Raw genomic sequence first — 26,977 nt, 5'->3', positions numbered from 1 at the left:
TTCAGCCTCGTTCAGGATTCAGGGCATTGGCCAGCCAGGTGACCAGCAACACCACAAAGAAGTAGGAGATCACCAGCGCGCTGGTGAAGTGACCGCTGCCGTTACGCATGTTGAAGAGGTAAACCTGCAGGGTTTCATAGCGGTTGCCGACCAGCAGGTTAGCGAAGACAAACTCACCAATCAGAAAGGAGAACGAGAGCAGCACGGCGATCAGCATCCCTTTACGCAGGTTAGGCAGCACCACCCACAGCGCCGCCTGCCAGGTGCTGGCACCCAGCAGCTGTGCAGCATCAATCAGCTCTTTAAGGTTGATCGCCTGCATATTGTTCGCCAGCGCCCGATAGATAAAGGGCAGTGCGATAGTGAAGTAGCAGCCCATTAAGATCCACGGCGTGCCGGTGAGCATCAGCGGTGACGAAGAGTAGAGCTGGAGTAATCCCACAGATGACACCACCGGCGGCACGGCAAAAGGCATCAGGATCAGGATGTTCATCACCGCATCCAGTCGGGGAAAGTAGTAAGCGATTACAAACATGGCAGGCAGCACCAGCACCAGAGAGAAGAGCAGCGCACCGAAGCAAATCAGCAGCGAATGGCCCAGCGCTGTCAGAAAACGTGAATCGCTCCAGAGCTGAATGAACCACTTCAGGCTATATCCCTGCGGCAGAATGGTATTGCTCCAGTCGGACGAAATCGCATAGAGCAGCGTCGCCAGCAACGGCAGCGCCAGCAGAGTAAAGAGTAACCCGACCATGATCCGGTGATAGAGATGCTCAGCACGTGACATGACGGCTCCTTTCATGGCTGTTTCGCATTGAGATAGCTGCGGCGCACCAGATACTGCTGCACCAGGGTGATCAGCGCCATGATTGCCACCAGCAGCATCGCCAGCGCGCTGCCGGTGTTGGGATCGAGCGAAATATCTCCGGAGACCAGCGCTGCGATGCGCACCGGCACCACGTTGAAATTACCGGTGGTCAGCGCGTAAATCGTGGCGTAAGCCCCCAGCGCATTCGCCAGCAGGATAACAAAGGTTCCGAGCAGTGCCGGGAACAGAATCGGCAGGGCGATGTGCCAGACGTAGCGCCAGCGGCTGGCACCCAGCAGCGCAGCAGACTCCTGCCACTCTTTTTTCAGCCCGTCGAACGCCGGGTAGAGCAGCAGCACACCCAGCGGGATCTGAAACCAGGTGTAAACCAGCACCATCCCGTTGCGCGAGAAGAGTCGGAAGCTCTCAATCACACCATAATGGCGCAGCAGCAGCGTCAGGCAGCCGTTCAGCCCCAGCAGAATCACAAAGGCAAACGCCAGCGGGACACCGGCAAAGTTGCTGGTCATGTTGGTAAAAGAGATAAGGAAGCGCTGCAGTCGTCCGCCGCCGAGCTGATGCAATGAATAGCCGGTGATCAGCGCAATCAGCAGTCCCCAGACGCTGGACCAGAGCGAGATATCCAGTGAGAAGCGAAATGCCTGCTGGTAGAACGGTGAGGTGATGATGTCGTGATAGTTATCCCAGCCCCACTGGCTGTTCATGTCACTCCAGAAGCTGTTGATGGCGATCCACAGCAGTGGGGCCAGCTGAAAGGCGACCCAGAATAGGGTGAAAGGCAACAGCATCAGCAACGCGAATCCTTTTCCCTTCATCTTTGCGGCTCCGCCAGCAGCCCGCGACAGACCGGTTTGTCATGCGCCACTTCCAGCAGTTCACACAGCGTGCCGCACAGATCCGTCTGCTGCGGCGCAAGGTCAGGCTGCAGCGAGAAAGCGTGGCCAAAGACAAACAGCGGCACCGTTGTCTCCTCCGGCAGAATTCCGCCGTGGGAGCGATCATCATTCATGCCGTGATCGGCCGTCACCATCACCTGGTAGCCTTCGGCCAGCCACAGCGGCATCCACTGCGACAGCAGGCCGTCAGCGATGCGCGCCCGGTTGCGGTACTGCGGCGAGGAGAGCCCCGACTTATGACCGGCATCGTCGATATTCATCGGGTGGATCAGCAGGAAATCGGGATCGTGACGCAGCCGCAGGCTCTCTGCATCCTCAAACAGATGTGAGTCAGGATAGCTATCGTCAGAATAAAAATGACCATACTGAATCGGCAGGTCCGGCGCGTCGGTATGACGATCGCGCGCCGGAACGAACGGTGTGCGGTTATAAAGCTCACTTACCCAGTGGTAGGCCGCCGCCGCTGTCGTCAGCCCTGCCGCGCGCGCAAAGTGAAACACGCTGCGTTCGCGACTTAACCGGCTGACGCCATTATGAATAATGCCGCTTCTGACCGGCGGAACGCCGGTCAGAATGCACTCATAAAGCGGGCGCGACAGCGACGGTAATTCACAGGTCATACGGTAATAGAACCCGTTGCCCTGTGAACACTCGGCATGCAGGTAACCCATTGCATGTTGTGCGACCTGATTGCTCAGCCCGTCCAGTACCACCAGGATGGTCTTCATTCCGTTCTCCCTGCCGCGAATTACTGCTGCATGTTGATGATGACGTTTTCCTGCCACAGGCGCGGCAGCATTTTCGACGATTTATCCCAGGCAGCCTGATCCTTAACCGGACGGGCATTTTTATATTCGGACTGCGGCAGCAGGCGAGCCTGAACGTCCGCTGGCAGGGTCAGATGCTCGGCACGAATCGGGCGGGCATAGCCCTTCGCCAGATTGATCTGTCCCTGGTCTGAGAAGATATATTCGCGCGTCAGTTTTGCGGCGGCAGGGTGTTTCGCATATTTGTTGATGATAGTGGTGTAGCCGGAAGTGACGGAGCCGTCAGACGGGATCACTACTTCGTAGCGATTTTTGTCGATCTGGTCACGGTAGTTCAGGGCGTTAAAGTCCCATACCACTGCCATCTGCACTTCGCCTTTTTCGATGTTAGCAATGACCGGATCGGTCACGCCAAGACGACCCTGTTTGGCCAGATCGGCAAAGAACGCCAGCGCCGGTTTCAGGTTCTTTTCATCGCCGCCTAAGGCGTAGTTTGCAGCCAGTACGCCATTAGCCGCCTGAGCTGCCACACCGACGTCGCCGATAGTAACCACATACTTACCTTTCTTCAGATCGGCCCAGCTGTGGGGAATATCTTTCACCTGCTGCTTGTCGATCAGAAAGGCAATGGTGCCGGTGTAGGCCAGCGCCCAGTGACCGTCTTTATCTTTGGCCCAGGCAGGAATCTGATCCCAGTGCGTCGGTTTGTAAGGCTGGGTTACCCCTTTGGCGACGGCGATCGGGCCAAAGGCGGCGCCCACGTCACCGATATCAGCGCTGGCGTTCTCTTTCTCTGCATCGAATTTCGCCAGCTCCTGCGCCGATGACATATCGGTATCGCTGTGCTTAAGGCCATATTTGCTGCTGATGTCGTTCCAGGTATCTTTCCAGTTGGCCCAGCTATCCGGCATCCCGACGCTGTTGACCTGACCTTCACTGCGTGCGGCTTTTTCGAGTGCGGCGAGGTCGTTATCGGCGGCCTGCGCAACGGGCAGGGTGAGGACTACAGCACTGGCTACTACAGAGGCGATAAACGCTTTCATCTCAGTTGCTCCGGGTGTAAGTTGATGGGCCTGGCTGGTCTAGTCCAGCAAGAACCGAGCCAATGTAGCCCCTCTATATGAACGATTTATGACAAGGCGGCGGGGTGCGGGGAAGGGGCGACAAAAGACGCGGCCCGTTCGCCCACCTCAGGCGCGTTTACCTGAACAGTAAGAGTGCGAAGTCGCACCAAAATGAGGCTACTGTTGTGGAGTCGATAGCACTCAAAACGGCAGATGCGATAGCCAGCGCACTGCTGACGCGCATCCAGGCCGGTGAGTTCAGCGGCGGGCGACTGCCAGCGGAGCGTGCCTTAAGCGAGGCGTTCAGCACCACGCGGATTACCCTGCGGGAAGCGCTGGGTAAGCTGGAGGCCCAGGGGATGATCTACCGGGAACTGCGTCGCGGCTGGTTTATCGCGCCACCACGTCTGATTTACAACCCGCTGCATCACAGCCACTTTCATGCCATGGCTAGGGAGCAGGGAAGGCAGGCGACCACGGAAGTGATCGCTGCTGAGCAGGTCGCAGCGCACGACAGCGTAGCGATCGCGCTGCGTCTGGCTCCAGGTTCGTCGGTTTACTGTATTCGCCGCCTGCGCCGCATTGATGGGCGCGCGGTGCTCTATGTAGAACACTACCTCAATCCGCGTTTTTTCCCTGGCCTGCTCGATGAAGATCTGACCCGCTCCCTGACCGATCTCTATGACCAGCGCTACGGTATTCGCTACGGCGGCGCGCGCTTCACGATTCTGCCCGGCCCGTTGCCGGAGATTGCTGCACCTACGCTGAATGTCGCGCCGGGCAGCCCCGGTTTGCTGATCACCCGTATCAACCGCAATCAGCAAAAAGAGGTGATTGATTGCGACTGTGAATACTGGCGGTACGACGCGCTCTGTGTGGATGTGGAAGCGTAGGGTTATTGTGATTTGCATCACACTCACGCATGATGTTGCGCGCTAATAACTCCTTTTTAAAGGCGCAACATGAGTGACAAAAATCCTTTGGCCCGCCACCTTGCAACGGTTCTGCAATGGGTGCTGAATCTGGGTCTGCTGAGTCTGGCGATCATCCTGATCGTCTTTTTAGGCAAAGAGACTATTCATCTGGCAAATGTCCTGTTTAACACCGGCGAGCAGGCCTCTTCTTACCTGCTGATTGAGGGAATTGTTATCTATTTCCTCTACTTCGAATTTATTGCCCTGATTGTTAAGTACTTTCAGTCGGGCTATCACTTTCCCCTGCGCTACTTTGTCTATATCGGTATCACGGCTATTATCCGCCTGATTATCGTCGACCATAAAAATCCCTTCGATACCCTCTGCTACTCAGCGGCGATTCTGATTCTGGTGGTCACGCTGTGGCTGGCCAACAGTAACCGGCTGAAACGCGAGTAATCCCCCTGCCGTCTGACACGACGGCAGGTGTTCGCATCGCCGCTCTGCGCTAAACTAGCGTCCTGAAAATTATCGGGAGTGGTGCCATGTCGCAAGACGCACTCAGCTTATTACGTTCGCTCAACTGGCTTTCTCCGTCGCAGGCCACCCTTGCGCCGCCCTTGCTCGACTGGCTGATGGAGGAGGATTCGATGACGCGCCGTTTTGAACAGCACTGTCAGCGGGTCACGGTTCAGCCGCTGCGTGAAGGCTTTATCGACGCCAGCGAGTTGGGTGAGGAAAGGGCGTTGTTGCCAGACGATGAACGCTTCTGGCTACGCGAAGTGCTGCTGTCCGGCGACGATCAGCCCTGGCTGGCTGGCCGCACGCTGGTACCGGAAAGCACCCTTAACGGGCCAGAGGCGATGCTGCAACAGCTCGGCACCCGTCCTCTGGGGCGCTATCTTTTTTCGTCGTCGACGCTGACCCGCGATTTTATTGAGCCGGGGCAGGTGGAGGGATTGTGGGGACGGCGTTCCCGTCTGCGTCTCTCCGGCAAACCGCTGCTGCTGACTGAACTGTTTTTACCGGCATCGCCGCTCTATCGCGATCTGGTCTGAGGATTTTGTGGTGCAAACGAGCTTAAGTATGAATAAATGGCGGGCCTACGCTCGCCTGATGCGTATCGACAAACCGATCGGGACGCTGCTGCTGATGTGGCCCACGCTCTGGGCATTATGGCTGGCTGACATGGCGATCCCGCCGCTGCCGGTGCTGGTGGTATTCGTTGCCGGGGTATTTGTGATGCGCGCGGCGGGTTGTGTGATCAATGACTACGCCGACCGTAAAGTTGATGGTCATGTGGAGCGTACGAAGCACCGGCCACTGGCCAGCGGCGCGGTGAGTGCAAAAGAGGCGAAGCTGCTGTTCGTGATCCTGGCGCTGGTGGCGTTTGCGCTGGTGGTGACCATGAACCTGATGACGATCATGCTCTCCGTCGTGGGGCTGGCGCTGGCCTGGGTTTATCCCTTTATGAAGCGCTACACCCACCTGCCGCAGGTGGTGCTGGGGGCCGCGTTTGGCTGGGCGATTCCGATGGCCTGGTCCGCAGTTAGTGAGTCCTTACCTCTAGTCTGCTGGCTGGTGTTTATTGCCAACATCTGCTGGACGGTCGCTTATGATACGCAGTATGCGATGGTCGATCGGGACGATGACCTGAAGATTGGCGTGAAGTCGACGGCGATATTATTTGGCCGTTTCGACAAGCTGATTATTGGTCTGCTGCAACTGGCAACCTTGCTGCTGATGGCGCTGGTGGGCATGATGCTACACCTGAACGGTGCCTTCTACTGGACGCTGCTGCTGGCGGCTGCGCTGTTTGTTTATCAGCAGAAGCTGATCGCCGGGCGCGAACGCCAGCCCTGTTTCCAGGCTTTCCTGAATAACAACTATGTCGGGATGGTGCTGTTCCTGGGCGTACTGATGAATACGCCGCCGTTCAGTCAGCTGTTCTGATAGAGCGTTTTGGGCATAAAAAAGGCGACCTCATGAGGTCGCCTTTTTACTGTGCGCGGGGTCAGTCGTGCGCCACCGCGGTTTCAATCGTCATGCGGACATCGCTGGTGACCAGGTCAGCCAGGATATGCCAGGTCGCCAGGGTCTGCGCGACATCGGCATCACCGCTGTCGCTGATATACCCTTCGTCACGCAGCGTCAGCACCAGTGAGGTAAAGACCGCTTTGTCGAAGAACTCCGGCGCATTGATACCGTGCAGCACCGACAGACGCTGTGCCAGCGTCCGGCTCTCTTTCTCCAGCGTGCCACGGTTAATCGTCGGCTTGGCGCTGAGAATCGAGAAGGTAATGGCATAACGCTGCAGCGTTTCGCGCACACCGGCAGCCAGCAGTTGCAGCGTGCGGTAGCGCGCCGCAGTAAAGCGCAACTCACCGGCTTCAAAGGTAATCAGGCCCTGACGCGCCAGCTCCTGACTGATATCGGTCAGCAGTTGCGGCAACTCATCGGTCTGCCAGCGCAGGAACAGTTCGCTCTTCAGCATCGGGTAGATCAGGCTTACCTGACGCAGCAGTTCGGCTTCAGTCAGCGTCTGATGCTGCTGAACTATGGCGGCAATCAGCGACGGCATCACCAGCATGTGATGAATATTGTTGCGATAGTAGGTCATCAGCACCGCCTGCTCACGCGGCAGAATGATGATGTCGCCGATACTGTCCTTTTCATTCTCAAACTTATTCATACCCATGGCGTGATCCAGCAGCGCTTCCGCTGAAAGATCGGGTACGGTCGCGTTAGGTGAATAAGGCACATTGCGCAGCAGCTGGGTATAGCATTCCAGCTGTTCAATCAGCTGTTCACGGGTGAGTGAGCGCTGACGTGACGCCAGCAAAGCGGTAACACAGAGGTTCATGGCATTGGCCGCGCCCGCTTCATTGATACGTACCATCAGGCTGGCCGCGATATCATTGACCGTCGGTGTTAACCAGCTCGGACGCTGCGGCTCAATCGGATCGATGGCATCGCGCCATTCCGGTACCTGCTTGTTGAGATAGTTGACCAGCGGCAGCGGTTCGCCAAAGTTAACGTAACCCTGACCGAGATTGCGCAGCTTGCGCAAGCCACGCACCATCTGCATGAAGCCCTCTTTCTCTTTCGCCGCGCCGCGCAGTTCTTTGGCGTAAGTACCCACTTCCATCACGTGCTCATAGCCGATGTAGATCGGCACCAGCGTGATCGGGCGGTTACCGCCGCGCAGCATCGCCTGCAATGTCATGGCTAAGGTGCCGGTTTTCGGGTCCAGCAGGCGGCCGGTACGAGAACGTCCACCCTCGACAAAGTACTCAACCGAATAGCCGCGGGTAAACAGCTCGCCGAGATATTCACGGAACACCGTGGCGTAGAGCTTGTTGCCTTTAAAAGTACGACGAATAAAGAATGCGCCCAGACGACGGAAAATCGGGCCGGCTGGCCAGAAGTTGAGGTTGATACCGGCAGCAATGTGCGGCGGGACCAGGCCCTGATGATAGAGCACGTAGGAGAGCAGCAGATAATCCATGTGGCTGCGATGGCACGGCACATAGACAATCTCGTGGCCATCCTGCGCCAGCTGGCGCACTTTTTCGCCGCCATTAACGTTGATGCCCTGATAGAGACGACTCCATAGCCAGCCCATCACGCGGTCAGTAACGCGAATCGCTTCATAAGAGAAGTTGGCGGCAATTTCTTCCATCATCTCGACAGCATTCTGCTGCGCTTTCTCATGGGAGATTTTTTTGCTGCGTGCTTCATCTTCGACGGCTTTTTCAATCGCTTTGGATTGCAGCAGACGGTTAAAGAGATCCTGACGCGCCGGTAACCGCGGGCCAATCGCCGCCAGCCGCTGACGGGCAAAATGGATGCGCGCCACGCGAGCCAGCTTCTGGGCGATCGACTTATCCGTACCGTGTTCCGTGGCCATGCGGCGCAGCGAAACGGTCGGCGAGAAGCGAACAAAACTGTCGCGTCCGTGCCAGATCACCGCAAAGAATTTCTGTACGCCGTTCAGCACCCGCAGGTGTGGCGTGGCTTCGCCCTGGACTTCACGTCCTGGTGCGCGGCCAAACATCACCGTGACCGGCAGCATCTGGATATCCAGCGTAGGATTATTGCGATGCAGATCGAGGTAATCGTGAAAGATTTTCACCGATTCCACGCTAGGCACAAAATAGGGAAAGACGCGCGGGCCATCGTGGATAAATACGTGGCGCGGCAGCAGTGAACCATCAATCTCCAGCGGAGAGAGCGGGTCAGGCAGATGATGCCGCAGACACTGCGCGCGTAAAGTCAGTAAGTCGGCCTTCGAATCGTAAGGCAAAACATACATAATAGGTCGGGTCGGATCCAGACCATGTTCAGACACGGGATCGGCCGGAATGGCCTTACTTTTTACCAAAAACGACAGTGGTAAATTAAGTAATTTGTAATAGAGTTTACGCCAACCTGACATAGACAACATGAAGCCTCTTGTTAGCAAAGCGCCGCAAGCATACCAGAAAGTGCAGCGAAGATCTGTGGTGGTGCCAATTGCACGCAGCCCAGACATTGACGTCAATCCGATAAAAGGGTTCCCACATCATGGCAAATAATGCCACCGGACTTATCAGAATAGTTAAAGCCGCAGGTTACTCCTGGCAGGGACTGCGTGCCGCCTGGCAACATGAAGCGGCGTTTCGTCAGGAGGCCCTGGCTGCGCTGGTCGCCATTATTATCGCCTGCTGGCTGGATGTCGATGTGGTCTCACGCATCCTGATGATTGGGTCGGTGGTGCTGGTGGTCATTGTTGAAATCCTCAATAGCGCCATTGAAGCGGTCGTTGACCGCATCGGTCAGGAGCATCATCCGCTGGCGGGCCGGGCCAAAGATATGGGCTCTGCGGCGGTACTGATCAGCATCTTACTGGCACTGTTTGTCTGGATAGCGCTGCTCTGGACACATTTGCGATAAGCGTTCCATATCGCGCCGGAAGCCGCGTTTTGCCTGACAATCGGTTTCCATTTCGCCAATACCTGTATATACTCACAGCGACTGTATAAACAACCAGGGGGCGGGATGAAAGCATTAACCAGCAGGCAGCAGCAGGTCTATGACCTGATTCGCGACCATATTTCTTCAACAGGCATGCCGCCTACGCGCGCAGAGATTGCTGCACAACTGGGCTTCCGCTCACCGAATGCGGCAGAAGAGCACCTGAAAGCGCTGGCGCGTAAAGGCGTTATCGAGATCGTTTCCGGTGCATCGCGCGGCATTCGTCTGCTAATGGAAGAAGAAGCCTCAGAAGGCATACCGTTGATTGGCCGGGTTGCTGCCGGTGAGCCGATCATGGCGCAGGAACATATCGAAACCCACTACAAGGTCGATCCGGGCCTGTTTAAGCCGTCTGCCGACTTCCTGCTGCGCGTCAGCGGAATGTCGATGAAAGATATCGGGATTATGGATGGCGACCTGCTCGCGGTACATAAAACCCAGGATGTACGCAACGGCCAGGTTGTCGTTGCCCGCATTGATGATGAAGTCACCGTTAAGCGCTGGAAAAAGCAGGGTGCTATCGTGCATCTGCTGCCTGAAAACAGTGATTTTGACCCGATTGTTGTCGATACCCGTGCACAGTCACTGACCATTGAAGGTCTGGCGGTTGGTGTGGTGCGCAACGGCGAGTGGCTCTGATTTGAGGCCTGCGTGCATTCGCCTTTTCTGATGCTATTCTGTCTGCCCTAATTTTGTCGCTGCCTGTTTTGCGCAGCGACACCGAGCACGGAACGGCGAATGCGCTTTATCACGGCAACCGATAAAAATCTCTGGCGGCTTGCGCTGCCAATGATCCTTTCAAATATCACCGTTCCCTTACTGGGGGTGGTCGATACGGCAGTAATAGGTCATCTCGACAGCCCTGTCTATCTTGGCGGGGTTGCGGTCGGGACCACGGTGACCAGCTTCCTCTTTATGCTGCTGCTTTTCCTTCGAATGAGTACGACTGGCCTTACGGCGCAGGCGTTTGGTGCGGGCGATAAAACTGCGCTGGCACGCGCGCTGACGCAGCCGCTGATTATTGCGCTGCTGGCAGGTGTACTGTTCATCGCTTTACGTTATCCGATTATTCAGCTGGCGACCCATCTGGTTGGCGGTAACCCCGCGGTACTGGAACAGGCGGCACTGTTTATTCAGATTCGCTGGCTCAGTGCGCCTGCTACGCTGGCAAATCTGGTCATTCTGGGCTGGCTGCTGGGCGTGCAGTATGCGCGCGCGCCGGTGATCCTGCTGGTGGTGGGCAATGTGGTTAATATCGTGCTCGATCTCTGGCTGGTGATGGGGCTGCACTGGGGTGTCGCGGGTGCAGCAACCGCCACGGCGCTGGCGGAGTACATTACGCTGGGTGTCGGCAGCATCATGGTCTGGCGGGTCCTGAAGCTGCGCGGCATTTCGCTAAGCCTGTTGAAGCAGAGCTGGCGCGGTGACAGCGGCCGACTGCTGCGGCTGAACCGGGATATCATGCTGCGCTCACTGATGCTGCAACTCTGTTTCGCCTCGCTGACCGTGCTGGGCGCGCGGCTTGGCCCGGATGTGGTGGCAGTTAACGCGGTATTGCTGATGTTCATTACGTTCACGGCCTATGCGCTGGATGGCTTCGCCTACGCGGTTGAAGCGTTTGCCGGCGAGGCGCATGGTGCAAAAGATGGCGGCAAACTGCGGCGTGTCTGGCACTCTGCCTGTCGGCAGGCGGTGGTGGTGGCGCTGTTCTTCTCGCTGATCTATGCCATTGCTGGCTCGCAGATTGTTACCCTGTTGACCTCCCTTCCTTCGCTGCAACAAAGTGCTGACCGCTATCTGGTCTGGCAGATCGTTATGCCGCTGATCGGCGTCTGGTGTTATCTGCTGGATGGGATGTTCATCGGCGCGACGCGCGGACGTGAGATGCGTAACAGCATGGTGATAGCAGCAGCAGGCTACTTTCTGACGCTGCTGAGCGTACCGGCGCTGGGCAATCATGGACTGTGGCTGGCGGTAACGGTTTTCCTGGCGCTGCGCGGTCTGTCACTGTGGCTCATCTGGCGCAGGCACTGGCGTCAGAATAGCTGGTTTGATGCCTGACGCTGCACAGATTGATACAGATTATTCCGTATTATTCCGGGTTTGTGAATCTGGTTGCTACAATTAACTTTATCTGGCGCAGTTAACCAGCGCTTTATATCGTTATTTTGTTAAATAACAAGATAATCATTAAACCCGAGGGTTGGAGGTCTGCCATGAATAAAGACGAAGCGAGCGGCAACTGGAAGCAGTTCAAAGGCACAATGAAAGAGAAATGGGGCAAGCTGACCGACGATGACATGCAGGTTATCGAAGGCAAACGCGATCAGCTGGTCGGCAAAATCCAGGAACGTTATGGCTATGCGAAAGATGAAGCAGAGCGTGAAGTGACGGACTGGGAAGGCCAGAATAAAGACCACCGCTGGTAATGCAGCGCTGATCAGTTAACACATTCCGGTGCACCCGCACCGGAATCACACAAGGATGCGCCAGTTACCCGCGTTTTCCCCGCTTTTTCCCCTCATCCTGATGATCGTGTTCGCAGCTTTCATGGTGCGTACAGGCTTCTACTGCAGCACAATTTTCACATAAACCATGCGCTTCAATCACACTGTGGCGTAAAGCGAACTGCGCTTCACCCGCCAGCGTCGCGATAATCTTCTCCACGCCCTGCGCCTGTTTCTCCGTTACTGCTGCACAGCGGTCGCAGACCAGCATCACTGAGGTATGTGCCGGTGCCTCGAAATGGTGACACATGACGTAGCTATTGTTGGACTCCACCCGATGAATGAAACCCTGCTCCAGCAGGAAGTCCAGCGCACGATAGACGGTAGGGGGTTTGGCCTGCGGTTCGCTGATGCGGAGTTGATCCAGCAGATCGTAAGCGCTGATCGAGCCAGGCTGTTCGGCCATCAGGCGCAATACCTCAGCACGCTGCGAAGTCAGACGTACACCGCGCTGCAGGCACATTTTTTCAGCCTGAATCAAAATTTGCTGCGATGTCATGTTTGTCATGAAAAATTCTCCGCTGGATAAGTGATGTTATTTTATCACACATAGTTTTGCGGCGCTGATGTTCGTTTTCGCCTGTTAAAACAGCATTATTTGCCTGATAAAGCAGCATTTTAAGAATTTAAGCCGCTATCTATCTCAAATCTGACGAGAAATCAGATCCATTCTCAATCGACATGAAGCGGAATTTGTTGGCATTTTGCTTTGCATCTCACTGAGTTAAGAAGTAATGTTCAGAAAGACTTAAGGAAAGTCTGGCAGTATTTGAAATAACCCGACACAGTCTGAACAATTACAACGGTTTTTTGATTGGAAAACGTCCAATCCTTTGAATTAAGACACTGTTTCCTTTGAATTCACAGCAATAACGCGTTAGCCAGGGTTCACAATAGGGCTAACAAACTATTCAGTCGTTGAATGTTTCAATGACAATTTCTCAGGTGATGGCAGGCAAATGGTGAAAAAATCCGCTCAACGTTCAGCGCTGAAGTATTCCGCTGCAGCGACCGCGCTTTTCCTTTCTTCTTCCGCCATGGCGGCAGGGACCTGGTATGATGCACGTAATGACGCCATGGGCGGCACCGGCGTAGCATCTTCTGTTTATGGCTCAGCAGTGCTGGCGAACCCGGCATTAATGACGCGTGCTAAATCTGACGATAACGTCAGCATTATTATTCCCTCGGCAGGTATTCAGGTTACTGACAAAGATAAGCTGATTGATAAAGTCGATGATATTACTGACACCGTGGATCGCTATCGCGACGTGATTGGTAACCTGACTTTTGCGGATTATCTGCGTGGCTACCCTGAACTGCGTGCTGCCTCCGGCGACGTCGCTGACAAGCTCAGCGATTTACGCGGTAACAAAGCGGACGGCAGTGCAGGCGTGGCCGTGGCCGTCACGATCCCTAATGAGACCCTGCCTTTTGCGTTTATTACCAAAGCCTACGGTACGGCGCACGTCCGTGCCAACGTGGTCCAGGGTGATATCGACTACCTGCGCGGTGTTGCTAACGGAACGGTGCCGCCACGTCCTGGCGATCAAAATAACCTGCGTTCCAGTGCGAATGGCTTAGCGGCACTGACCATTGATTATGGTGTGGCAGTGGCACATGAGTTCACCATCGCCGGTCAGCCAGTCTCGGTGGGCGTAACGCCGAAAGTGCAGAAAACCTCGCTCTATAACTACACTGCCAGCATCTATAACTACGACAAGAACGACATCAATAATAGCCAGTATCGCAGCACCGACACCGGCTTTAACGTTGATGCCGGTCTGGCGACTACCTTTGCTGAAAACTGGACGCTGGGTGTGACCGGACAGAACCTGGTTTCGCGCGATCTGCAGACTAAAGAGGTCAACGGGTTCCGCGATACCTACCAGATTCGCCCGCTGGTCACCACCGGACTATCCTGGGATAAAGGGCCGTTTACCGTGACAGGCGATGTGGATCTGACTGAAACCAAACGCTTCAAAACCCAGGATAACAGCCAGTATGCGGCAGTAGGGGCGGAGTACCGCGTGCTTGACTGGCTGCAACTGCGTGCCGGTTATCGTGCGGACATGCGGTCTAACGACGAAAATGTTGCCACCGCAGGTTTTGGTCTGTCACCGTTTAACAAAGCTGTCCATCTGGATCTGGCTGGCTCGGTGGGGGCTAACAACACCTGGGGCGCGATGATGCAGCTGGGCTTTAACTTCTAAGCACGATATTCAGGCTGTTCGGGGGCGGGCGATGCACTATCGCCCGCCCTTGTGTTATCCTTGCACAGAATTCCATCACCCTTAATTACCGGATTGTCTGCGCTTCATGCCTAATTTCTCTTCGCAACGTTTCTCTATCGCCCCCATGCTCGACTGGACCGATCGCCACTGTCGCTATTTTCATCGTCAGCTGACCGGTGACGCGCTGCTCTACACCGAAATGGTGACCACAGGCGCGATCATTCATGGCAAAGGGGATTACCTGGCATACAGCGAGGCGGAACATCCGGTCGCGTTGCAGCTTGGCGGTAGCGATACGGCGGCGCTGGCGCAGTGTGCGAAGCTGGCAGAGCAGCGCGGCTACGATGAAGTAAACCTGAATGTCGGCTGTCCTTCGGATCGGGTTCAGAATGGTCGTTTTGGTGCCTGCCTGATGGCCGAGGCGAATCTGGTCGCGGATGCGATTAAAGCGATGCGCGATGTGGTATCGATTCCGGTGACGGTGAAAACCCGCATCGGGATTGATGAGCTGGACAGCTATGAATTCCTTACGGACTTTATCGGCACGGTGGCAGGTCGCGGTGAGTGTGAGACGTTTATCATCCATGCGCGCAAAGCCTGGCTCTCTGGCCTCAGCCCCAAAGAGAACCGCGAAATTCCACCGCTGGACTATCCACGCGTATATCAGCTGAAACGCGATTTCCCGCATCTGACGATCGCGCTTAATGGCGGCGTAAAAACGCTGGAAGAGGCACAGACCCACCTGCAGCACCTGGACGGTGTGATGATGGGACGCGAAGCCTATCAAAACCCCGGCATTCTGGCGCAGGTCGATCAGACGCTGTTTGGTCGTCAGCACCCGGCGGCAAACCCGGTGGAAGTGGTGCGCGCCATGTATCCCTATATCGAAGCGGAACTGGCGAAGGGCACGTATCTGGGACACGTCACACGCCATATGCTGGGACTGTTCCAGGGTATTCCGGGCGCCCGCCAGTGGCGACGTCACCTGAGTGAAAACGCTCACAAGCCGGGGGCGGATGTTCGCGTACTGGAAGCCGCGCTGGCGCTGGTGGCGGATAAGATCCCACAGGAAGTCTGATCCGTGATCGTAACCCTGATAAACCAGCTCTGATAAGCTGGTTTTTTTTACGCCAGAATGTGGTTTTTCTCACCAGGTCGCTACACCTTTTTTAATCCTTATCAGCTTTAAATCAATAAGTTATCAGTTGGCACGCTTTTTGTAATAGCTATAACAACTGATTTTAAAAGGAGCGCTGACGTGGAAATTTTATTCGTATTGGGGTTTTTCCTGATGCTGTTGCTGACCGGCGTTTCACTGCTGGGCGTGCTGGCGGCACTGGTGGTCGCTACCCTCGTGATGTTTGTCGGTGGACTGTTTGCACTTGTTATCAAAGTGTTGCCGTGGCTGGTGCTGGCGGTCATCGCTGTATGGCTGCATCGTGCCTTTTTTGGCGATAGCGATGCGCGAGCGCGCCGTAAGCTGAGACGTAAGATCAACAGGTTAGACCGCAAAGGCTGGCGCTAAATGCGGTAGCGATCACAGTGTGAGAGATTGTTCGGCGCTGATCTGCAATTAAACATATTTTTTACTTATGTTTTCTGGCAGGATGCCTGTCGTCAAATCGATGTGCCATCGACTCGACATGAATTTATCGCCGCTGTCCCTACACCAGCGCGAACAAAAAATAAAAAAAAGAAGAGGGCTTCCCACGGGAGGCCCTTTTTGCTGCTTACGGGGTGCTGGCTGTTACGGGATTAACAGGCAGGATCCCTGCGTGGCACGGCTCTCCAGCATCTGGTGCGCCTGGCTGGCCTCTTTCAGCGCAAACTTCTGCTGCTCCGGCACATCAACCTTGATCGCGCCGCTCGCCAGCAGGGAGAACAGCTCGGCACTGGCGGTTTCCAGCTCCTGGCGATTGGTGATATAGCCAAACAGGGAAGGTCGGGTCACAAACAACGAGCCTTTCTTATTCAGAATGCCCAGATCGATGCCGGTCACCGGACCCGATGCATTACCAAAACTGACCATCAGACCGTGACGGCGCAGCGAATCCAGCGATGCTTCCCAGGTATCTTTACCCACGGAGTCATACACGACACCCACTTTTTTCCCTTCTGTCAGTTCGCTAATGCGCTGTGCAATATTCTCTTCGCGATAATTAATGGTCTCCCATGCGCCAGCATTTTTCGCCATCGTGGCTTTTTCCGCTGAACCCACGGTGCCGATCAAATGCGCACCCAGCGCTTTTGCCCACTGACAGGCGATTAACCCGACGCCGCCCGCCGCGGCATGAAACAGAAAGGTCTCACCGGCGCTGATTTTATAGGTCTGGCGCAGCAGATATTGCGTGGTCAGCCCTTTCAGATAGCTTGCCGCACCCTGCTCAAAGCTGATCGCCTCCGGAAGATGCATCAGGCGATCTTCCGCTACGTTGTGCACTTCACTATAGGCCCCCATCGATGCCAGACAGTAGACTACGCGATCGCCAGGTTTAAACAGAGTCACGCCACGGCCAACCCGCGACACCACACCTGCGGCTTCCGTTCCCAGGCCAGAGGGAAAAGCGGCAACCGGATAGAGCCCGCTGCGAACATAGGTATCGATGTAATTAATCCCGATAGCGCGATGCTCAACCTGCACTTCATGTTCAGCCGGGTCAGCAGGTTCAAAATCTGTCCACTCTAAGACGTCCGGGCCACCATGCGCGCTGAACTGAATACGCTTTGCCATTCTGACTCCTGTGATTGTTTCATCATGAGGGTGAGGCGCGCACCCCAACTAAGGTATACTTGCGCGTCCCCACAGAAGATCGGTAATGCATTCACTATGGCAGGAAATAAACCCACCAACAAATCGAACGAAACGCAGGATCGCCAGCTCGCAGGCGTGAAAATGCCCCCGCATTCTCTGGAAGCGGAGCAGTCGGTGCTCGGTGGGTTAATGCTGGATAACGAGCGCTGGGATAACGTCTCTGAGCGCGTCGTCGCGAATGATTTTTTCAACCGCTCGCATCGGCTGATTTTTTCCGAGATGCAGCGGCTGCTGGAAAACAGCAAACCCATCGACCTGATTACGCTCTCTGAATCGCTGGAAACCCGCGGCGAACTGGAGATGGCCGGTGGCTTCGCCTATCTGGCTGAGCTGGCGAAAAATACCCCGAGTGCGGCGAACATCGGCGCTTATGCTGACATTGTGCGCGAACGCGCAGTGGTACGTGAGATGATCTCCGTTGCCAACCAGATTGCTGATGCCGGCTACGATCCGCAGGGACGTAACAGCGAAGAGCTGCTCGACTTCGCAGAGTCGAACGTCTTTAAAATTGCGGAAGCGCGTGCGGATAAAGATGCTGGCCCGAAAAACATCGAGCAGATTCTGGAATCAACCGTCTCCCGTATCGAATCGCTCTATCAGACACCGCATGACGGCGTCACCGGCGTGGATACTGGCTATCAGGACCTCAATAAAAAGACTGCCGGCCTGCAGGGCTCTGACCTGATTATTGTTGCCGCCCGTCCATCGATGGGTAAAACCACCTTTGCGATGAACCTGTGCGAAAACGCCGCCATGCTGCAGGAGAAGCCAGTGCTGATCTTCAGTCTGGAGATGCCCAGCGAGCAGATCATGATGCGTATGCTGGCGTCACTTTCCCGCGTCGATCAGACCCGCATCCGAACCGGACAGCTGGATGATGAGGACTGGGCGCGTATCTCCGGCACCATGGGCATCCTGCTGGAGAAGAAGAACATGTACATCGATGACTCTTCTGGCCTGACGCCCACCGAGGTGCGTTCGCGCGCCCGACGCATCTACCGTGAAAACGGTGGCTTAAGTATGATCATGATCGACTACCTGCAGTTGATGCGCGTGCCGTCACTGTCGGACAACCGTACGCTGGAGATTGCAGAAATCTCCCGCTCGCTGAAAGCGCTGGCCAAAGAGCTGAATGTGCCGGTGGTGGCGCTGTCGCAGCTTAACCGCTCACTGGAGCAGCGTGCTGACAAACGGCCGGTCAACTCGGATCTGCGTGAATCGGGTTCGATCGAGCAGGATGCGGATTTGATCATGTTTATCTATCGCGATGAGGTTTACCACGAAAACAGCGATCTGAAAGGGATCGCCGAGATCATCCTGGGTAAACAGCGAAATGGCCCGATCGGTACGGTGCGCCTGACCTTTAATGGCCAGTGGTCACGCTTCGACAACTACGCGGGTCCGCAATACGACGACGAATAATCTCCGCTTTGTGCTGTCATGCACGATCTGTGCATGACAGCCCTCATCATCAGAAAATAGTGTTGGACAACCTCTCGGGTTATCGGGTTATCTGTAACAAAGCGACGCCCATTACGCTGTGGAAACGGAATGACTCACGTAGACGATTACGACCTTAAAATCCTGACTTTATTACAATCTAACGGCCGTCTGACCAATCAGGAACTCAGCGATCTGGTCGGCCTTTCTGCCTCTCAATGTTCCCGCCGCCGTATCAATCTGGAACAGGCTAATCTCATCCTGGGTTATCACGCCCGGCTGTCGCCCGATGCGATCGGGCTTGGCATGGTGGGATTAATAGAGGTGCGCCTGATTAATCACACCGCAGAATATGTTGAGAGCTTTCACCGCATGGTGGAGCAGGAGCAGGCGATCGTGGATGCCTACAAAACCACGGGTGATGCAGACTACCTCCTCAAAGTGGCGGTGGCCGATCTCAACTCCCTCAGTGCGTTAATCAGCCAGTTAGTTGCCGGACACCAGAGCGTTTCTCATGTGAAAACCTCGGTAGTGCTTGGGCGAATGAAAGAAAACGGGCTGATGATGATCCCCGGAGAGAAGACGCGCTAAAAGAGTGCGTGCTGTGCGATTTTGGTGCACACTGGCGGCAGTTAATGCAAATAACGCGCATTTAAGATGGCTTTGGCGCATAGGTTGACGGCATCAGTCGAAATTCATGCACAAAGTTCCGTTATAAAGCGCCTTAGATATCAACGGGATATCGCTGGCATCCGCTTTACAGCCGTTCAGTGCTGTGACGATGGTGCGTTTTTTGCATCGGAACCGCATCATTTGCACTGAGAAAACCCCCATGGATAACATCGCAGAACCCACCCGCGTCCCGCATTCGCGCATTGAAGATGCGCTGGCGATGGTGCTCGGCACCCTGATGGTCTCGTTCGGCGTCATTATGCTGAAACAGGCGGGCGCGCTGACCGGCAGCACCGCAGGTATCGCCTTTCTGATCAGCTATCTCTCGCCGCTCTCGTTCGGCAGCGCGTTCTTCCTGATCAACATCCCGTTTTACTGGCTGGCGGTTAAACGCATGGGCTGGGAATTTACCCTGAAAACCTTCTGCGCCGTCGGGCTGGTGTCGCTCTTCACCCAGCTGCACCCGCTGTTCGTCCACTTTTCTGACCTTAACCCCTTCTATGCGACACTGTTCGGTAACGTCATCATGGGAATCGGGTTTATAGTGTTATTTCGTCATAAGGCGAGCCTGGGCGGCATCAATATTCTGGCGCTGTGGCTACAGGATCGCTTTGGGATCCGCGCGGGTAAACTGCAGATGGCAGTCGATACCTGCGTCGTGCTGGCGTCACTGTTTGTGGTGAGTGGCCCCATCCTGCTCGCGTCGATTGCGGGTGCGGTGATCCTGAACCTGATTATTGCAATGAACCACCGTCCGGGACGCTATCGGGTTTAATCCGCCGCTTACGGACCAATCATGGAGACCTACACCGTGTTTCAAAACGTTGATGCCTATGCTGGCGATCCGATTCTGTCGTTGATGGAAGCTTTCAAACAAGACCCACGCGAACACAAAGTTAACCTGAGTATCGGGCTCTATTACGACGAACAGAACATTATCCCGCAGCTGAAAGCTGTAGCGGCTGCCGAAGAGCAGATCTATGCTGAGCCGCATCAGGCATCGCTCTATCTGCCAATGGAAGGGCTGAACAGCTACCGTAGTGCGATTGCACCGCTGCTGTTTGGTGCCGATCATCCGGTATTAAAAGCGGGCCGTATTGCGTCGATTCAGACCCTGGGTGGTTCTGGCGCGCTGAAAGTCGGCGCGGATTTCCTCAAGCGCTACTTCCCGCAGTCTGCCGTCTGGGTCAGCGATCCGACCTGGGAAAACCACATCGCGATTTTTAACGGTGCAGGTTTAGAGGTAAATACCTATCCCTGGTATGACGCCGAAACCCACGGTGTGCGGTTTGATGCCTTTATCAGCACCCTGAAAACCCTGCCCGCGCAGAGCATCGTGTTGCTGCATCCCTGCTGTCATAACCCGACCGGCGCTGACCTGACGGATGCGCAGTGGGATCAGACCGTTGAGGTGCTGAAAGCACAGCAGCTGATTCCTTTCCTGGATATCGCCTATCAGGGCTTTGGTGCGGGTATGGAACAGGATGCCTATGCCCTGCGCGCGGTCGCGGCGGCGGGTCTGCCTGCGCTGGTCAGTAACTCCTTCTCCAAAATCTTCTCGCTTTATGGCGAGCGCGTAGGCGGTCTCTCTATCGTCTGCGACAGTGCCGAAGAGTCAGCACGTGTGCTGGGCCAGTTAAAAGCTACCGTTCGCCGTAACTACTCCAGCCCGCCGAATTTTGGTGCGCAGGTTGTCGCACGCGTCCTCAACGATGAGGCGCTGAAGGCCAGTTGGCTGGCTGAAGTAGAGGCGATGCGTCTGCGCATTCTTGCGATGCGCCAGTCGCTGGTGGACGTACTGAGCACCGCGCTGCCAGGTAAAAACTTCGACTACCTGCTGAAGCAGCGTGGCATGTTCAGCTATACCGGCCTGAGTGCGCAGCAGGTTGATCGCCTGCGTAACGAATTTGGCATCTATCTGGTGGGCAGCGGCCGCATGTGTGTGGCCGGTCTGAACAGCAAAAATGTGCATCAGGTAGCGGAAGCGTTTGCCGCCGTGATGTAACAGCAGCCAGGCTGTAAACAAGACCGCCAGGGTTTTCTCTGGCGGTTTTTTTATGGGTCAGGGTTTACCTTTCGGCGACATGCTGCACACTTAAACGGGATAACCGTTTCAGGAATAAGCTATGTGGCATCAACAAACTATAACGCTGAGTGCGAAGTCGCGCGGGTTTCATCTGGTCACCGATGAGGTCGTTAATTCGCTTTCCGGACTGCGTGATATCAAAACCGGACTGCTGCATCTGCTGTTGCAGCACACTTCGGCGTCGTTAACCTTAAACGAGAATTGCGACCCGACGGTGCGCAGCGACATGGAGCAGCATTTCATGCGGCACGTGCCGGAGAATGCGCCTTATCAGCACGACTACGAAGGACGTGATGATATGCCAGCGCACATCAAATCATCGACCTTAGGGGTTTCGTTGTTATTACCGGTTCAGCGGGGACGTCTGGTGCTGGGCACCTGGCAGGGTATCTGGCTGGGCGAGCATCGCATTGATGGCGGTGCCAGGCGGATTGTCGCCACTTTACAAGGGGAGTCGTAATGAATAACTCAGACTTACTGACCTATTGCATGAGCAAGCCGGGCGCGGAGCAGAGCGTCCACAATGACTGGAAGGCTACACAGATTAAAAGTAACGGCGTGCTGTTTGCAATGGTGCACGAGGTAAAAGGGCGGCCCGCCGTCTCGCTGAAATCGACGCCAGCGCTGGCCGAATTGCTGCGCGATGAGCACAGCGATATTATTCCCAGCGAGCATCTGAATAAGTCTCACTGGAGCACGCTGTTCCTCGACGGTTCGCTGAAAGATTCGCAGATCTACTATCTGGTCGATGCCTCATACCAGCAGGCGGCGGCTGCCCGTTAAACGGCAATAAAAAACCCTCTTACCTGAGCAGGAGGGTTTCAGATCAGACCGCTTACGCGGCAGACTGATCGCGCAGGGTGTTAATATCAATAACAAAGCGATACTTCACATCGCTTTTCAGCATGCGCTCATACGCTTCGTTGATCTGGTCCATCGCGATCAGCTCAATGTCTGACGTAATCCCGTGCTCGCCACAGAAATCGAGCATCTCCTGGGTTTCCGCGATGCCGCCAATTAGTGAACCGGCGATGCTGCGACGTTTAAAGATCAGGTTAAAGACCTGCGGTGCCGGATGATCGTGCTCCGGTGCGCCCACCAGCGTCATGTTGCCATCCAGCTTCAGCAGGGTGATGAACGGATTTAGATCGTGCTGAGCCGCCACGGTGTTCAGGATGAAGTCAAAGCTGTTCGCGTGCTGCGCCATCTGATCCGCATCTTTGGAGATCACCACTTCATCGGCACCCAGACGTTTGCCATCTTCAATTTTGGATGGTGAGGTGGTGAACAGCACCACATGTGCGCCCATGGCATGCGCAATCTTCACGCCCATATGGCCCAGGCCGCCTAAGCCTACGATACCCACTTTCTTGCCAGGACCGACATTCCAGTGACGCAGCGGCGAATAGGTGGTGATACCAGCACACAGCAGCGGTGCCACGCCCGCCAGCTCCAGGTTTTCCGGGATCCGCAGCACAAAGCTTTCATCAACCACCATCGACGTTGAGTAGCCGCCGTAGGTAATGGCGCCGGTTTCGCGATCTTCGCCGTTATAGGTGCCGACAAAGCCGTTTTCGCAGTACTGTTCCAGACCCTGCTGACAGCTCGGACAGCTGCGGCAGGAATCGACCATACAGCCGACGCCAACCAGATCGCCGACTTTGTATTTCTGCGTCTGTGGACCAACAGCAGTTACGCGACCCACAATTTCATGCCCCGGAACGACGGGAAAAATGGTGTTTTTCCACTCATTACGGGCCTGATGCAGGTCTGAGTGGCAAACGCCACAGAACAGCACCTCAAGCTGAACGTCATGGGCGCGCAGCTCACGCGGCTTAAAATCGAACGGTGCCAGTTTGGATTTTGCATCCTGAGCAGCATACGCATGCGTAATATTCATGGTGTCTCCAGTTTCGATGTGTCGTGAGTGTTTTTTGATGATGTGCAGCAGCGTGGATGTGCTGCGAAAACAGGGCGACGCCAGGGGCGTGCCAAAGAGGAACCGCTTAAGGATAGTCAGCGTGAGGAAAAGCGTATATGCCTATACATGTCTGAATCTTGCCTGATTCTGCATTTTTCTGGCTGAATCGGCAGGGGATAAAAAAGGCCCGCACGCGGCGGGCCTGAGAGAATTACTTCTGTAACAGGGGCTTCAGGAAGCGCGCGGTGTGGGATTTCTCACACTCCGCCACGGTTTCTGGCGTACCCGCCACCAGGATTTCACCGCCGCCGCTGCCGCCTTCCGGACCAAGATCGACAATCCAGTCTGCGGTTTTGACCACATCGAGGTTGTGCTCAATCACCACGATGGTATTGCCCTGATCGCGCAGCTTATGCAGCACTTCCAGCAGTTGCTGGATATCGGCAAAGTGCAGGCCGGTGGTCGGCTCATCCAGAATGTAGAGCGTCTGACCGGTGCCACGCTTCGACAGCTCACGCGCCAGCTTCACACGCTGGGCTTCACCGCCGGAAAGGGTGGTGGCGGACTGACCGAGGCGGATATAGGTGAGACCCACATCGATCAGCGTCTGCAGCTTACGCGCCAGCGCTGGCACGGCATCGAAGAACTCACGCGCCTCTTCGATCGTCATCTCCAGCACTTCGTGAATGCTCTTGCCTTTGTATTTCACTTCCAGCGTTTCACGGTTATAGCGTTTGCCTTTGCACTGGTCGCACGGCACATAAATGTCCGGCAGGAAGTGCATCTCGACTTTCAGCACGCCATCGCCCTGACAGGCTTCACAGCGTCCGCCCCGCACGTTGAAACTGAAGCGACCCGGATTGTAGCCGCGCGAACGCGCTTCCGGCACGCCCGCAAAGAGTTCACGCACCGGGGTGAAGATACCGGTGTAGGTGGCCGGGTTGGAGCGCGGTGTACGACCAATCGGGCTCTGGTCGATGTCGATCACTTTGTCGAAGTGCTCCAGGCCTGCCACGTCACGGTAAGGTGCCGGTTCGGCGATGGTCGCGCCGTTCAGCGCACGCTGAGCAATCGGGAACAGCGTATCGTTGATCAGGGTCGATTTACCCGAACCAGAAACACCGGTAATACAGGTGAACAGCCCGACCGGCAGCGTCAGCGTAACATCCTTAAGGTTGTTGCCGCGTGCGCCGGTAATCTTCAGCACTTTGGCCGGATCGCCTTTAACGCGCTCCTCTGGCACCACAATGCCACGCTTGCCACTCAGGTACTGACCGGTCAGCGATTCTTCCTGCGCCATAATCTGATCAACGGTGCCTTCTGCGACCACCTGACCGCCGTGTACGCCTGCACCCGGACCGATGTCGATCACGTGGTCTGCGGCACGAATCGCATCTTCATCATGCTCAACCACAATCACGGTGTTGCCGAGGTCGCGCAGATGAATCAGGGTGCCAAGCAGTCGTTCGTTGTCACGCTGGTGCAGTCCAATAGAAGGCTCATCCAGCACATACATCACGCCGACCAGACCGGCACCGATCTGGCTGGCCAGACGGATACGCTGTGCTTCACCCCCGGACAGGGTTTCCGCAGAGCGTGACATCGACAGATAGTTCAGGCCGACGTTGACGAGGAAGCTCAGGCGATCGCCAATCTCTTTCAGAATTTTCTCGGCGATCTGCGCACGCTGGCCGCTGAGTTTCATGTTTTCAAAGAAGGACATCGCATGGCCGATGCTCATCTCAGAGATGGTCGGCAGCGTGGTGTTCTCAACGAAGACGTGGCGCGCTTCACGACGCAGACGGGTGCCTTCACAGCTGGCACAGGCGCGGTTGCTGATAAACTTCGCCAGCTCTTCGCGAACCGCAGAGGATTCCGTCTCTTTATAGCGGCGCTCCATATTATTGAGCACGCCTTCAAACGGATGACGACGAACCGAGGTATCGCCGCGATCGTTGATGTACTTAAATTCGATACTCTCTTTGCCTGAGCCATACAGAATCACTTTCTGCACATTGTCTGGCAGGCTGCCGAATGACGCTTCGATATCAAAATCGAGGTGTTCCGCCAGCGAACGCAGCATCTGGAAATAGTAAAAGTTACGACGATCCCAGCCGCGAATGGCGCCGCCCGCCAGCGAAAGCTCGGGATTCTGCACCACGCGGGCAGGATCAAAATATTGCTGTACGCCCAGGCCGTCACAGGTTGGGCAGGCGCCCGCCGGGTTGTTAAACGAGAACAGGCGCGGTTCCAGCTCGCTCATGCTGTAACCACAAATCGGACAGGCGAAGTTAGCCGAGAAGAGCAGCTCTTCTGCGTCGCTGTCATCCATGTCCGCCACGATAGCCGTGCCGCCGGAAAGCTCCAGCGTGGTTTCAAACGACTCCGCCAGACGGGTTGCCAGGTCTTCACGCACTTTGAAGCGGTCAATGACCACCTCAATGGTGTGCTTCTTCTGCAGCTCAAGCTTCGGCGGATCGGAGAGGTCACACACTTCGCCATCGATACGCGCACGGATGTAGCCCTGCGTCGCCAGATTCTCCAGCGTCTTGGTGTGCTCACCCTTACGATCTTTCACCACCGGGGCCAGCAGCATCAGGCGACGACCTTCCGGCTGGGAAAGCACCTGATCCACCATCTGGCTCACGGTCTGCGCCGCCAGCGGCACATCATGATCCGGGCAGCGCGGTTCGCCTACGCGGGCAAACAGCAGACGCAGGTAGTCATGGATCTCTGTGATGGTTCCCACCGTCGAGCGTGGGTTGTGCGAGGTGGATTTCTGCTCAATGGAAATGGCGGGCGACAAACCTTCGATATGATCGACGTCCGGCTTCTCCATTAACGAAAGAAACTGGCGCGCATATGCAGAGAGCGACTCCACATAGCGGCGCTGACCTTCCGCATACAGCGTATCAAACGCCAGTGAGGATTTACCGGACCCTGACAGGCCGGTTACCACAATGAGTTTGTCGCGTGGGATGGTCAGGTTGATGTTTTTCAAATTATGGGTGCGGGCACCACGAACTTCGATCTTATCCATTCACCTTTCCCGGATTAGCTGCACTCACCGTGCCTTGCCGACACGGCCAGAATAAACGTGTCATTATGGCACAAAAAATAGACTGAATATATATCCAGTACTCTCGGCCGGGAAGCGGAGAGGGATTAAAACTGGAACCCCGCTCGAAAGTGGGAAACAGTCCACAGGACGTGTTAGAATTGATAGATTAGACTGTATGCATTAACTCATCGGGAGACAGCAACATGGCCAGTCGTGGCGTTAACAAAGTGATTCTTGTCGGGAATCTGGGTCAGGATCCGGAAGTACGTTACATGCCAAATGGTGGCGCGGTTGCCAACATTACGCTGGCTACGTCGGAAAGCTGGCGCGACAAGCAGACCGGTGAAAACAAAGAGATCACTGAATGGCACCGTGTGGTGCTGTTTGGCAAACTGGCTGAAGTCGCAGGCGAATACCTGAAAAAAGGATCGCAGGTTTACATCGAAGGTCAGCTGCGTACCCGTAAATGGCAGGATCAGGGCGGCCAGGAACGTTACACCACCGAAGTCGTGGTCAACGTTGGCGGCACCATGCAGATGCTGGGTGGCCGTCAGCAGGGCGGCAACGCGGGTGCACCAGCAGGTGGCGGCGCGCAGGGCGGTGGCAACAACAATGGCTGGGGTCAGCCGCAGCAGCCGCAGGGCAACAACAACCAGTTCAGTGGCGGCGCGCAGTCCCGTCCGCAGCAGCAGCCACAGAGCGCACCGGCCAGCAACAACAACGAACCTCCGATGGATTTCGACGACGATATTCCGTTCTGA

General features: G+C 55.7%; 27 protein-coding genes. 18 read left to right on the top strand and 9 right to left on the bottom strand.

The annotated features are described in order from the left end of the window. Position 1 precedes the first annotated feature (1 nt). The 4 genes from IBT54_RS08985 to IBT54_RS08970 are packed head-to-tail and all read right to left on the bottom strand — an operon-like array spanning position 2 to position 3,535. Entirely contained in the window at positions 2–787 is a 786-nt protein-coding gene (locus IBT54_RS08985) for an ABC transporter permease (protein WP_201252031.1), read from the bottom strand. 11 nt (positions 788–798) lie between these two features. Further along, positions 799–1,644 (bottom strand): ABC transporter permease subunit, encoded by an 846-nt coding sequence (locus tag IBT54_RS08980; protein WP_033784462.1) that lies wholly within the window; start codon positions 1,642–1,644, stop codon positions 799–801. Continuing rightward, entirely contained in the window at positions 1,641–2,453 is an 813-nt protein-coding gene (locus tag IBT54_RS08975) for an alkaline phosphatase family protein (protein WP_033784463.1), read from the bottom strand. The genes IBT54_RS08980 and IBT54_RS08975 overlap by 4 nt, the downstream gene beginning before the upstream one ends. Before the next feature lie 20 nt (positions 2,454–2,473). After that, the gene (locus tag IBT54_RS08970) at positions 2,474–3,535 is read right to left on the bottom strand and encodes an ABC transporter substrate-binding protein (RefSeq protein ID WP_095706367.1); all 1,062 of its coding nucleotides are present in this window, start codon (positions 3,533–3,535) and stop codon (positions 2,474–2,476) included. A gap of 206 nt (positions 3,536–3,741) precedes the next feature. Between IBT54_RS08970 and IBT54_RS08965 the strand changes: the two genes are divergently transcribed. The 4 genes from IBT54_RS08965 to ubiA all read left to right on the top strand — a co-directional run bounded on the left by IBT54_RS08965 (position 3,742) and on the right by ubiA (position 6,423). After that, positions 3,742–4,449 (top strand): UTRA domain-containing protein, encoded by a 708-nt coding sequence (locus IBT54_RS08965; RefSeq protein ID WP_051926545.1) that lies wholly within the window; start codon positions 3,742–3,744, stop codon positions 4,447–4,449. Positions 4,450–4,518: 69 nt separating this feature from the next. Next, the gene (gene psiE / locus IBT54_RS08960) at positions 4,519–4,929 is read left to right on the top strand and encodes a phosphate-starvation-inducible protein PsiE (RefSeq protein WP_013359769.1); all 411 of its coding nucleotides are present in this window, start codon (positions 4,519–4,521) and stop codon (positions 4,927–4,929) included. 86 nt (positions 4,930–5,015) lie between these two features. Continuing rightward, positions 5,016–5,528, top strand: coding sequence for a chorismate lyase (gene ubiC / locus IBT54_RS08955; protein ID WP_013359770.1), 513 nt, complete (start codon positions 5,016–5,018; stop codon positions 5,526–5,528). A gap of 28 nt (positions 5,529–5,556) precedes the next feature. Beyond that, positions 5,557–6,423: a 4-hydroxybenzoate octaprenyltransferase gene (ubiA, locus tag IBT54_RS08950; RefSeq protein ID WP_236263071.1), complete on the top strand. Its 867-nt coding sequence runs from the start codon at positions 5,557–5,559 to the stop codon at positions 6,421–6,423. Between the two features lie 61 nt (positions 6,424–6,484). Here ubiA and plsB read toward each other — a convergent pair whose 3' ends face one another. After that, on the bottom strand, positions 6,485–8,908 hold the full coding sequence (gene plsB, locus IBT54_RS08945) for a glycerol-3-phosphate 1-O-acyltransferase PlsB (protein ID WP_041457162.1): 2,424 nt from the start codon (positions 8,906–8,908) through the stop codon (positions 6,485–6,487). 128 nt (positions 8,909–9,036) lie between these two features. Here plsB and IBT54_RS08940 point away from each other — a divergent pair, with 128 nt between their 5' ends. The 4 genes from IBT54_RS08940 (at position 9,037) to IBT54_RS08925 (ending at position 11,915) form a co-directional block, all read left to right on the top strand. Beyond that, positions 9,037–9,405, top strand: coding sequence for a diacylglycerol kinase (locus IBT54_RS08940; RefSeq protein WP_013359773.1), 369 nt, complete (start codon positions 9,037–9,039; stop codon positions 9,403–9,405). Between the two features lie 105 nt (positions 9,406–9,510). After that, the gene (lexA, locus tag IBT54_RS08935) at positions 9,511–10,125 is read left to right on the top strand and encodes a transcriptional repressor LexA (protein ID WP_013359774.1); all 615 of its coding nucleotides are present in this window, start codon (positions 9,511–9,513) and stop codon (positions 10,123–10,125) included. A gap of 99 nt (positions 10,126–10,224) precedes the next feature. Then, positions 10,225–11,547, top strand: coding sequence for an MATE family efflux transporter DinF (gene dinF, locus IBT54_RS08930; RefSeq protein ID WP_201252029.1), 1,323 nt, complete (start codon positions 10,225–10,227; stop codon positions 11,545–11,547). Positions 11,548–11,702: 155 nt separating this feature from the next. Beyond that, the gene (locus IBT54_RS08925) at positions 11,703–11,915 is read left to right on the top strand and encodes a CsbD family protein (RefSeq protein WP_033734884.1); all 213 of its coding nucleotides are present in this window, start codon (positions 11,703–11,705) and stop codon (positions 11,913–11,915) included. Positions 11,916–11,979: 64 nt separating this feature from the next. On the opposite strand, the gene zur is transcribed toward IBT54_RS08925, so the two are convergent. Further along, positions 11,980–12,501: a zinc uptake transcriptional repressor Zur gene (zur, locus tag IBT54_RS08920; RefSeq protein ID WP_033734886.1), complete on the bottom strand. Its 522-nt coding sequence runs from the start codon at positions 12,499–12,501 to the stop codon at positions 11,980–11,982. A gap of 451 nt (positions 12,502–12,952) precedes the next feature. Here zur and traF point away from each other — a divergent pair, with 451 nt between their 5' ends. The 3 genes from traF (at position 12,953) to pspG (ending at position 15,749) form a co-directional block, all read left to right on the top strand. Beyond that, the gene (traF, locus tag IBT54_RS08915) at positions 12,953–14,203 is read left to right on the top strand and encodes a conjugal transfer protein TraF (protein ID WP_147789987.1); all 1,251 of its coding nucleotides are present in this window, start codon (positions 12,953–12,955) and stop codon (positions 14,201–14,203) included. A gap of 106 nt (positions 14,204–14,309) precedes the next feature. Next, positions 14,310–15,302 carry a tRNA dihydrouridine(20/20a) synthase DusA gene (dusA, locus tag IBT54_RS08910; RefSeq protein ID WP_201252028.1) on the top strand — a complete coding sequence of 331 codons (993 nt, stop codon included), beginning with the start codon at positions 14,310–14,312 and terminating at the stop codon, positions 15,300–15,302. A gap of 180 nt (positions 15,303–15,482) precedes the next feature. Continuing rightward, on the top strand, positions 15,483–15,749 hold the full coding sequence (pspG, locus tag IBT54_RS08905) for an envelope stress response protein PspG (RefSeq protein ID WP_095706365.1): 267 nt from the start codon (positions 15,483–15,485) through the stop codon (positions 15,747–15,749). Between the two features lie 222 nt (positions 15,750–15,971). Here the strand turns inward: pspG and IBT54_RS08900 are convergent, their stop codons facing one another. After that, positions 15,972–16,955: a quinone oxidoreductase gene (locus IBT54_RS08900; RefSeq protein WP_033784470.1), complete on the bottom strand. Its 984-nt coding sequence runs from the start codon at positions 16,953–16,955 to the stop codon at positions 15,972–15,974. Positions 16,956–17,051: 96 nt separating this feature from the next. Here IBT54_RS08900 and dnaB point away from each other — a divergent pair, with 96 nt between their 5' ends. The 6 genes from dnaB (at position 17,052) to IBT54_RS08870 (ending at position 22,017) form a co-directional block, all read left to right on the top strand. After that, positions 17,052–18,458 (top strand): replicative DNA helicase, encoded by a 1,407-nt coding sequence (gene dnaB / locus IBT54_RS08895; RefSeq protein WP_033734894.1) that lies wholly within the window; start codon positions 17,052–17,054, stop codon positions 18,456–18,458. A 129-nt stretch (positions 18,459–18,587) separates the two neighbouring features. Next, positions 18,588–19,067 carry an Lrp/AsnC family transcriptional regulator gene (locus tag IBT54_RS08890; protein WP_003855753.1) on the top strand — a complete coding sequence of 160 codons (480 nt, stop codon included), beginning with the start codon at positions 18,588–18,590 and terminating at the stop codon, positions 19,065–19,067. A gap of 241 nt (positions 19,068–19,308) precedes the next feature. Beyond that, positions 19,309–19,923, top strand: a complete 615-nt coding sequence (locus tag IBT54_RS08885; RefSeq protein ID WP_033734896.1) for a YitT family protein — start codon at positions 19,309–19,311, stop codon at positions 19,921–19,923. A 36-nt stretch (positions 19,924–19,959) separates the two neighbouring features. Beyond that, positions 19,960–21,153: an amino acid aminotransferase gene (locus IBT54_RS08880; RefSeq protein WP_095707672.1), complete on the top strand. Its 1,194-nt coding sequence runs from the start codon at positions 19,960–19,962 to the stop codon at positions 21,151–21,153. A gap of 121 nt (positions 21,154–21,274) precedes the next feature. Then, complete coding sequence (locus IBT54_RS08875) at positions 21,275–21,694, top strand: secondary thiamine-phosphate synthase enzyme YjbQ (RefSeq protein WP_013359785.1); 420 nt, start codon at positions 21,275–21,277, stop codon at positions 21,692–21,694. Further along, entirely contained in the window at positions 21,694–22,017 is a 324-nt protein-coding gene (locus IBT54_RS08870) for an MmcQ/YjbR family DNA-binding protein (protein ID WP_013359786.1), read from the top strand. Before IBT54_RS08875 ends, IBT54_RS08870 begins: the two co-directional genes overlap by 1 nt. A gap of 52 nt (positions 22,018–22,069) precedes the next feature. Here the strand turns inward: IBT54_RS08870 and IBT54_RS08865 are convergent, their stop codons facing one another. Further along, positions 22,070–23,134 carry an NAD(P)-dependent alcohol dehydrogenase gene (locus IBT54_RS08865; RefSeq protein WP_013359787.1) on the bottom strand — a complete coding sequence of 355 codons (1,065 nt, stop codon included), beginning with the start codon at positions 23,132–23,134 and terminating at the stop codon, positions 22,070–22,072. A gap of 232 nt (positions 23,135–23,366) precedes the next feature. Continuing rightward, entirely contained in the window at positions 23,367–26,195 is a 2,829-nt protein-coding gene (gene uvrA, locus IBT54_RS08860; RefSeq protein WP_201252027.1) for an excinuclease ABC subunit UvrA, read from the bottom strand. A gap of 224 nt (positions 26,196–26,419) precedes the next feature. Between uvrA and ssb1 the strand changes: the two genes are divergently transcribed. Continuing rightward, on the top strand, positions 26,420–26,977 hold the full coding sequence (gene ssb1, locus IBT54_RS08855) for a single-stranded DNA-binding protein SSB1 (RefSeq protein WP_033734905.1): 558 nt from the start codon (positions 26,420–26,422) through the stop codon (positions 26,975–26,977).

It is taken from the genome of Pantoea sp. S62 (genome assembly GCF_016658625.1).
GTDB lineage: Bacteria > Pseudomonadota > Gammaproteobacteria > Enterobacterales > Enterobacteriaceae > Pantoea > Pantoea vagans.
The sequence above is the reverse complement of the archived record's forward strand: the minus strand, read 5'-3'. Positions and strand labels throughout refer to the sequence as shown.

Coding starts and splice junctions, on each gene's coding strand:
- IBT54_RS08985 (WP_201252031.1), bottom strand. CDS start 787: ATGTCACGTGCTGAGCATCTCTATCACCGGATCATGGTCGGGTTACTC.
- IBT54_RS08980 (WP_033784462.1), bottom strand. CDS start 1,644: ATGAAGGGAAAAGGATTCGCGTTGCTGATGCTGTTGCCTTTCACCCTA.
- IBT54_RS08975 (WP_033784463.1), bottom strand. CDS start 2,453: ATGAAGACCATCCTGGTGGTACTGGACGGGCTGAGCAATCAGGTCGCA.
- IBT54_RS08970 (WP_095706367.1), bottom strand. CDS start 3,535: ATGAAAGCGTTTATCGCCTCTGTAGTAGCCAGTGCTGTAGTCCTCACC.
- psiE (WP_013359769.1), top strand. CDS start 4,519: ATGAGTGACAAAAATCCTTTGGCCCGCCACCTTGCAACGGTTCTGCAA.
- ubiC (WP_013359770.1), top strand. CDS start 5,016: ATGTCGCAAGACGCACTCAGCTTATTACGTTCGCTCAACTGGCTTTCT.
- ubiA (WP_236263071.1), top strand. CDS start 5,557: ATGAATAAATGGCGGGCCTACGCTCGCCTGATGCGTATCGACAAACCG.
- plsB (WP_041457162.1), bottom strand. CDS start 8,908: ATGTCAGGTTGGCGTAAACTCTATTACAAATTACTTAATTTACCACTG.
- IBT54_RS08940 (WP_013359773.1), top strand. CDS start 9,037: ATGGCAAATAATGCCACCGGACTTATCAGAATAGTTAAAGCCGCAGGT.
- lexA (WP_013359774.1), top strand. CDS start 9,511: ATGAAAGCATTAACCAGCAGGCAGCAGCAGGTCTATGACCTGATTCGC.
- dinF (WP_201252029.1), top strand. CDS start 10,225: ATGCGCTTTATCACGGCAACCGATAAAAATCTCTGGCGGCTTGCGCTG.
- IBT54_RS08925 (WP_033734884.1), top strand. CDS start 11,703: ATGAATAAAGACGAAGCGAGCGGCAACTGGAAGCAGTTCAAAGGCACA.
- zur (WP_033734886.1), bottom strand. CDS start 12,501: ATGACAAACATGACATCGCAGCAAATTTTGATTCAGGCTGAAAAAATG.
- traF (WP_147789987.1), top strand. CDS start 12,953: ATGGTGAAAAAATCCGCTCAACGTTCAGCGCTGAAGTATTCCGCTGCA.
- dusA (WP_201252028.1), top strand. CDS start 14,310: ATGCCTAATTTCTCTTCGCAACGTTTCTCTATCGCCCCCATGCTCGAC.
- IBT54_RS08900 (WP_033784470.1), bottom strand. CDS start 16,955: ATGGCAAAGCGTATTCAGTTCAGCGCGCATGGTGGCCCGGACGTCTTA.
- dnaB (WP_033734894.1), top strand. CDS start 17,052: ATGGCAGGAAATAAACCCACCAACAAATCGAACGAAACGCAGGATCGC.
- IBT54_RS08890 (WP_003855753.1), top strand. CDS start 18,588: ATGACTCACGTAGACGATTACGACCTTAAAATCCTGACTTTATTACAA.
- IBT54_RS08885 (WP_033734896.1), top strand. CDS start 19,309: ATGGATAACATCGCAGAACCCACCCGCGTCCCGCATTCGCGCATTGAA.
- IBT54_RS08875 (WP_013359785.1), top strand. CDS start 21,275: ATGTGGCATCAACAAACTATAACGCTGAGTGCGAAGTCGCGCGGGTTT.
- IBT54_RS08870 (WP_013359786.1), top strand. CDS start 21,694: ATGAATAACTCAGACTTACTGACCTATTGCATGAGCAAGCCGGGCGCG.
- IBT54_RS08865 (WP_013359787.1), bottom strand. CDS start 23,134: ATGAATATTACGCATGCGTATGCTGCTCAGGATGCAAAATCCAAACTG.
- uvrA (WP_201252027.1), bottom strand. CDS start 26,195: ATGGATAAGATCGAAGTTCGTGGTGCCCGCACCCATAATTTGAAAAAC.
- ssb1 (WP_033734905.1), top strand. CDS start 26,420: ATGGCCAGTCGTGGCGTTAACAAAGTGATTCTTGTCGGGAATCTGGGT.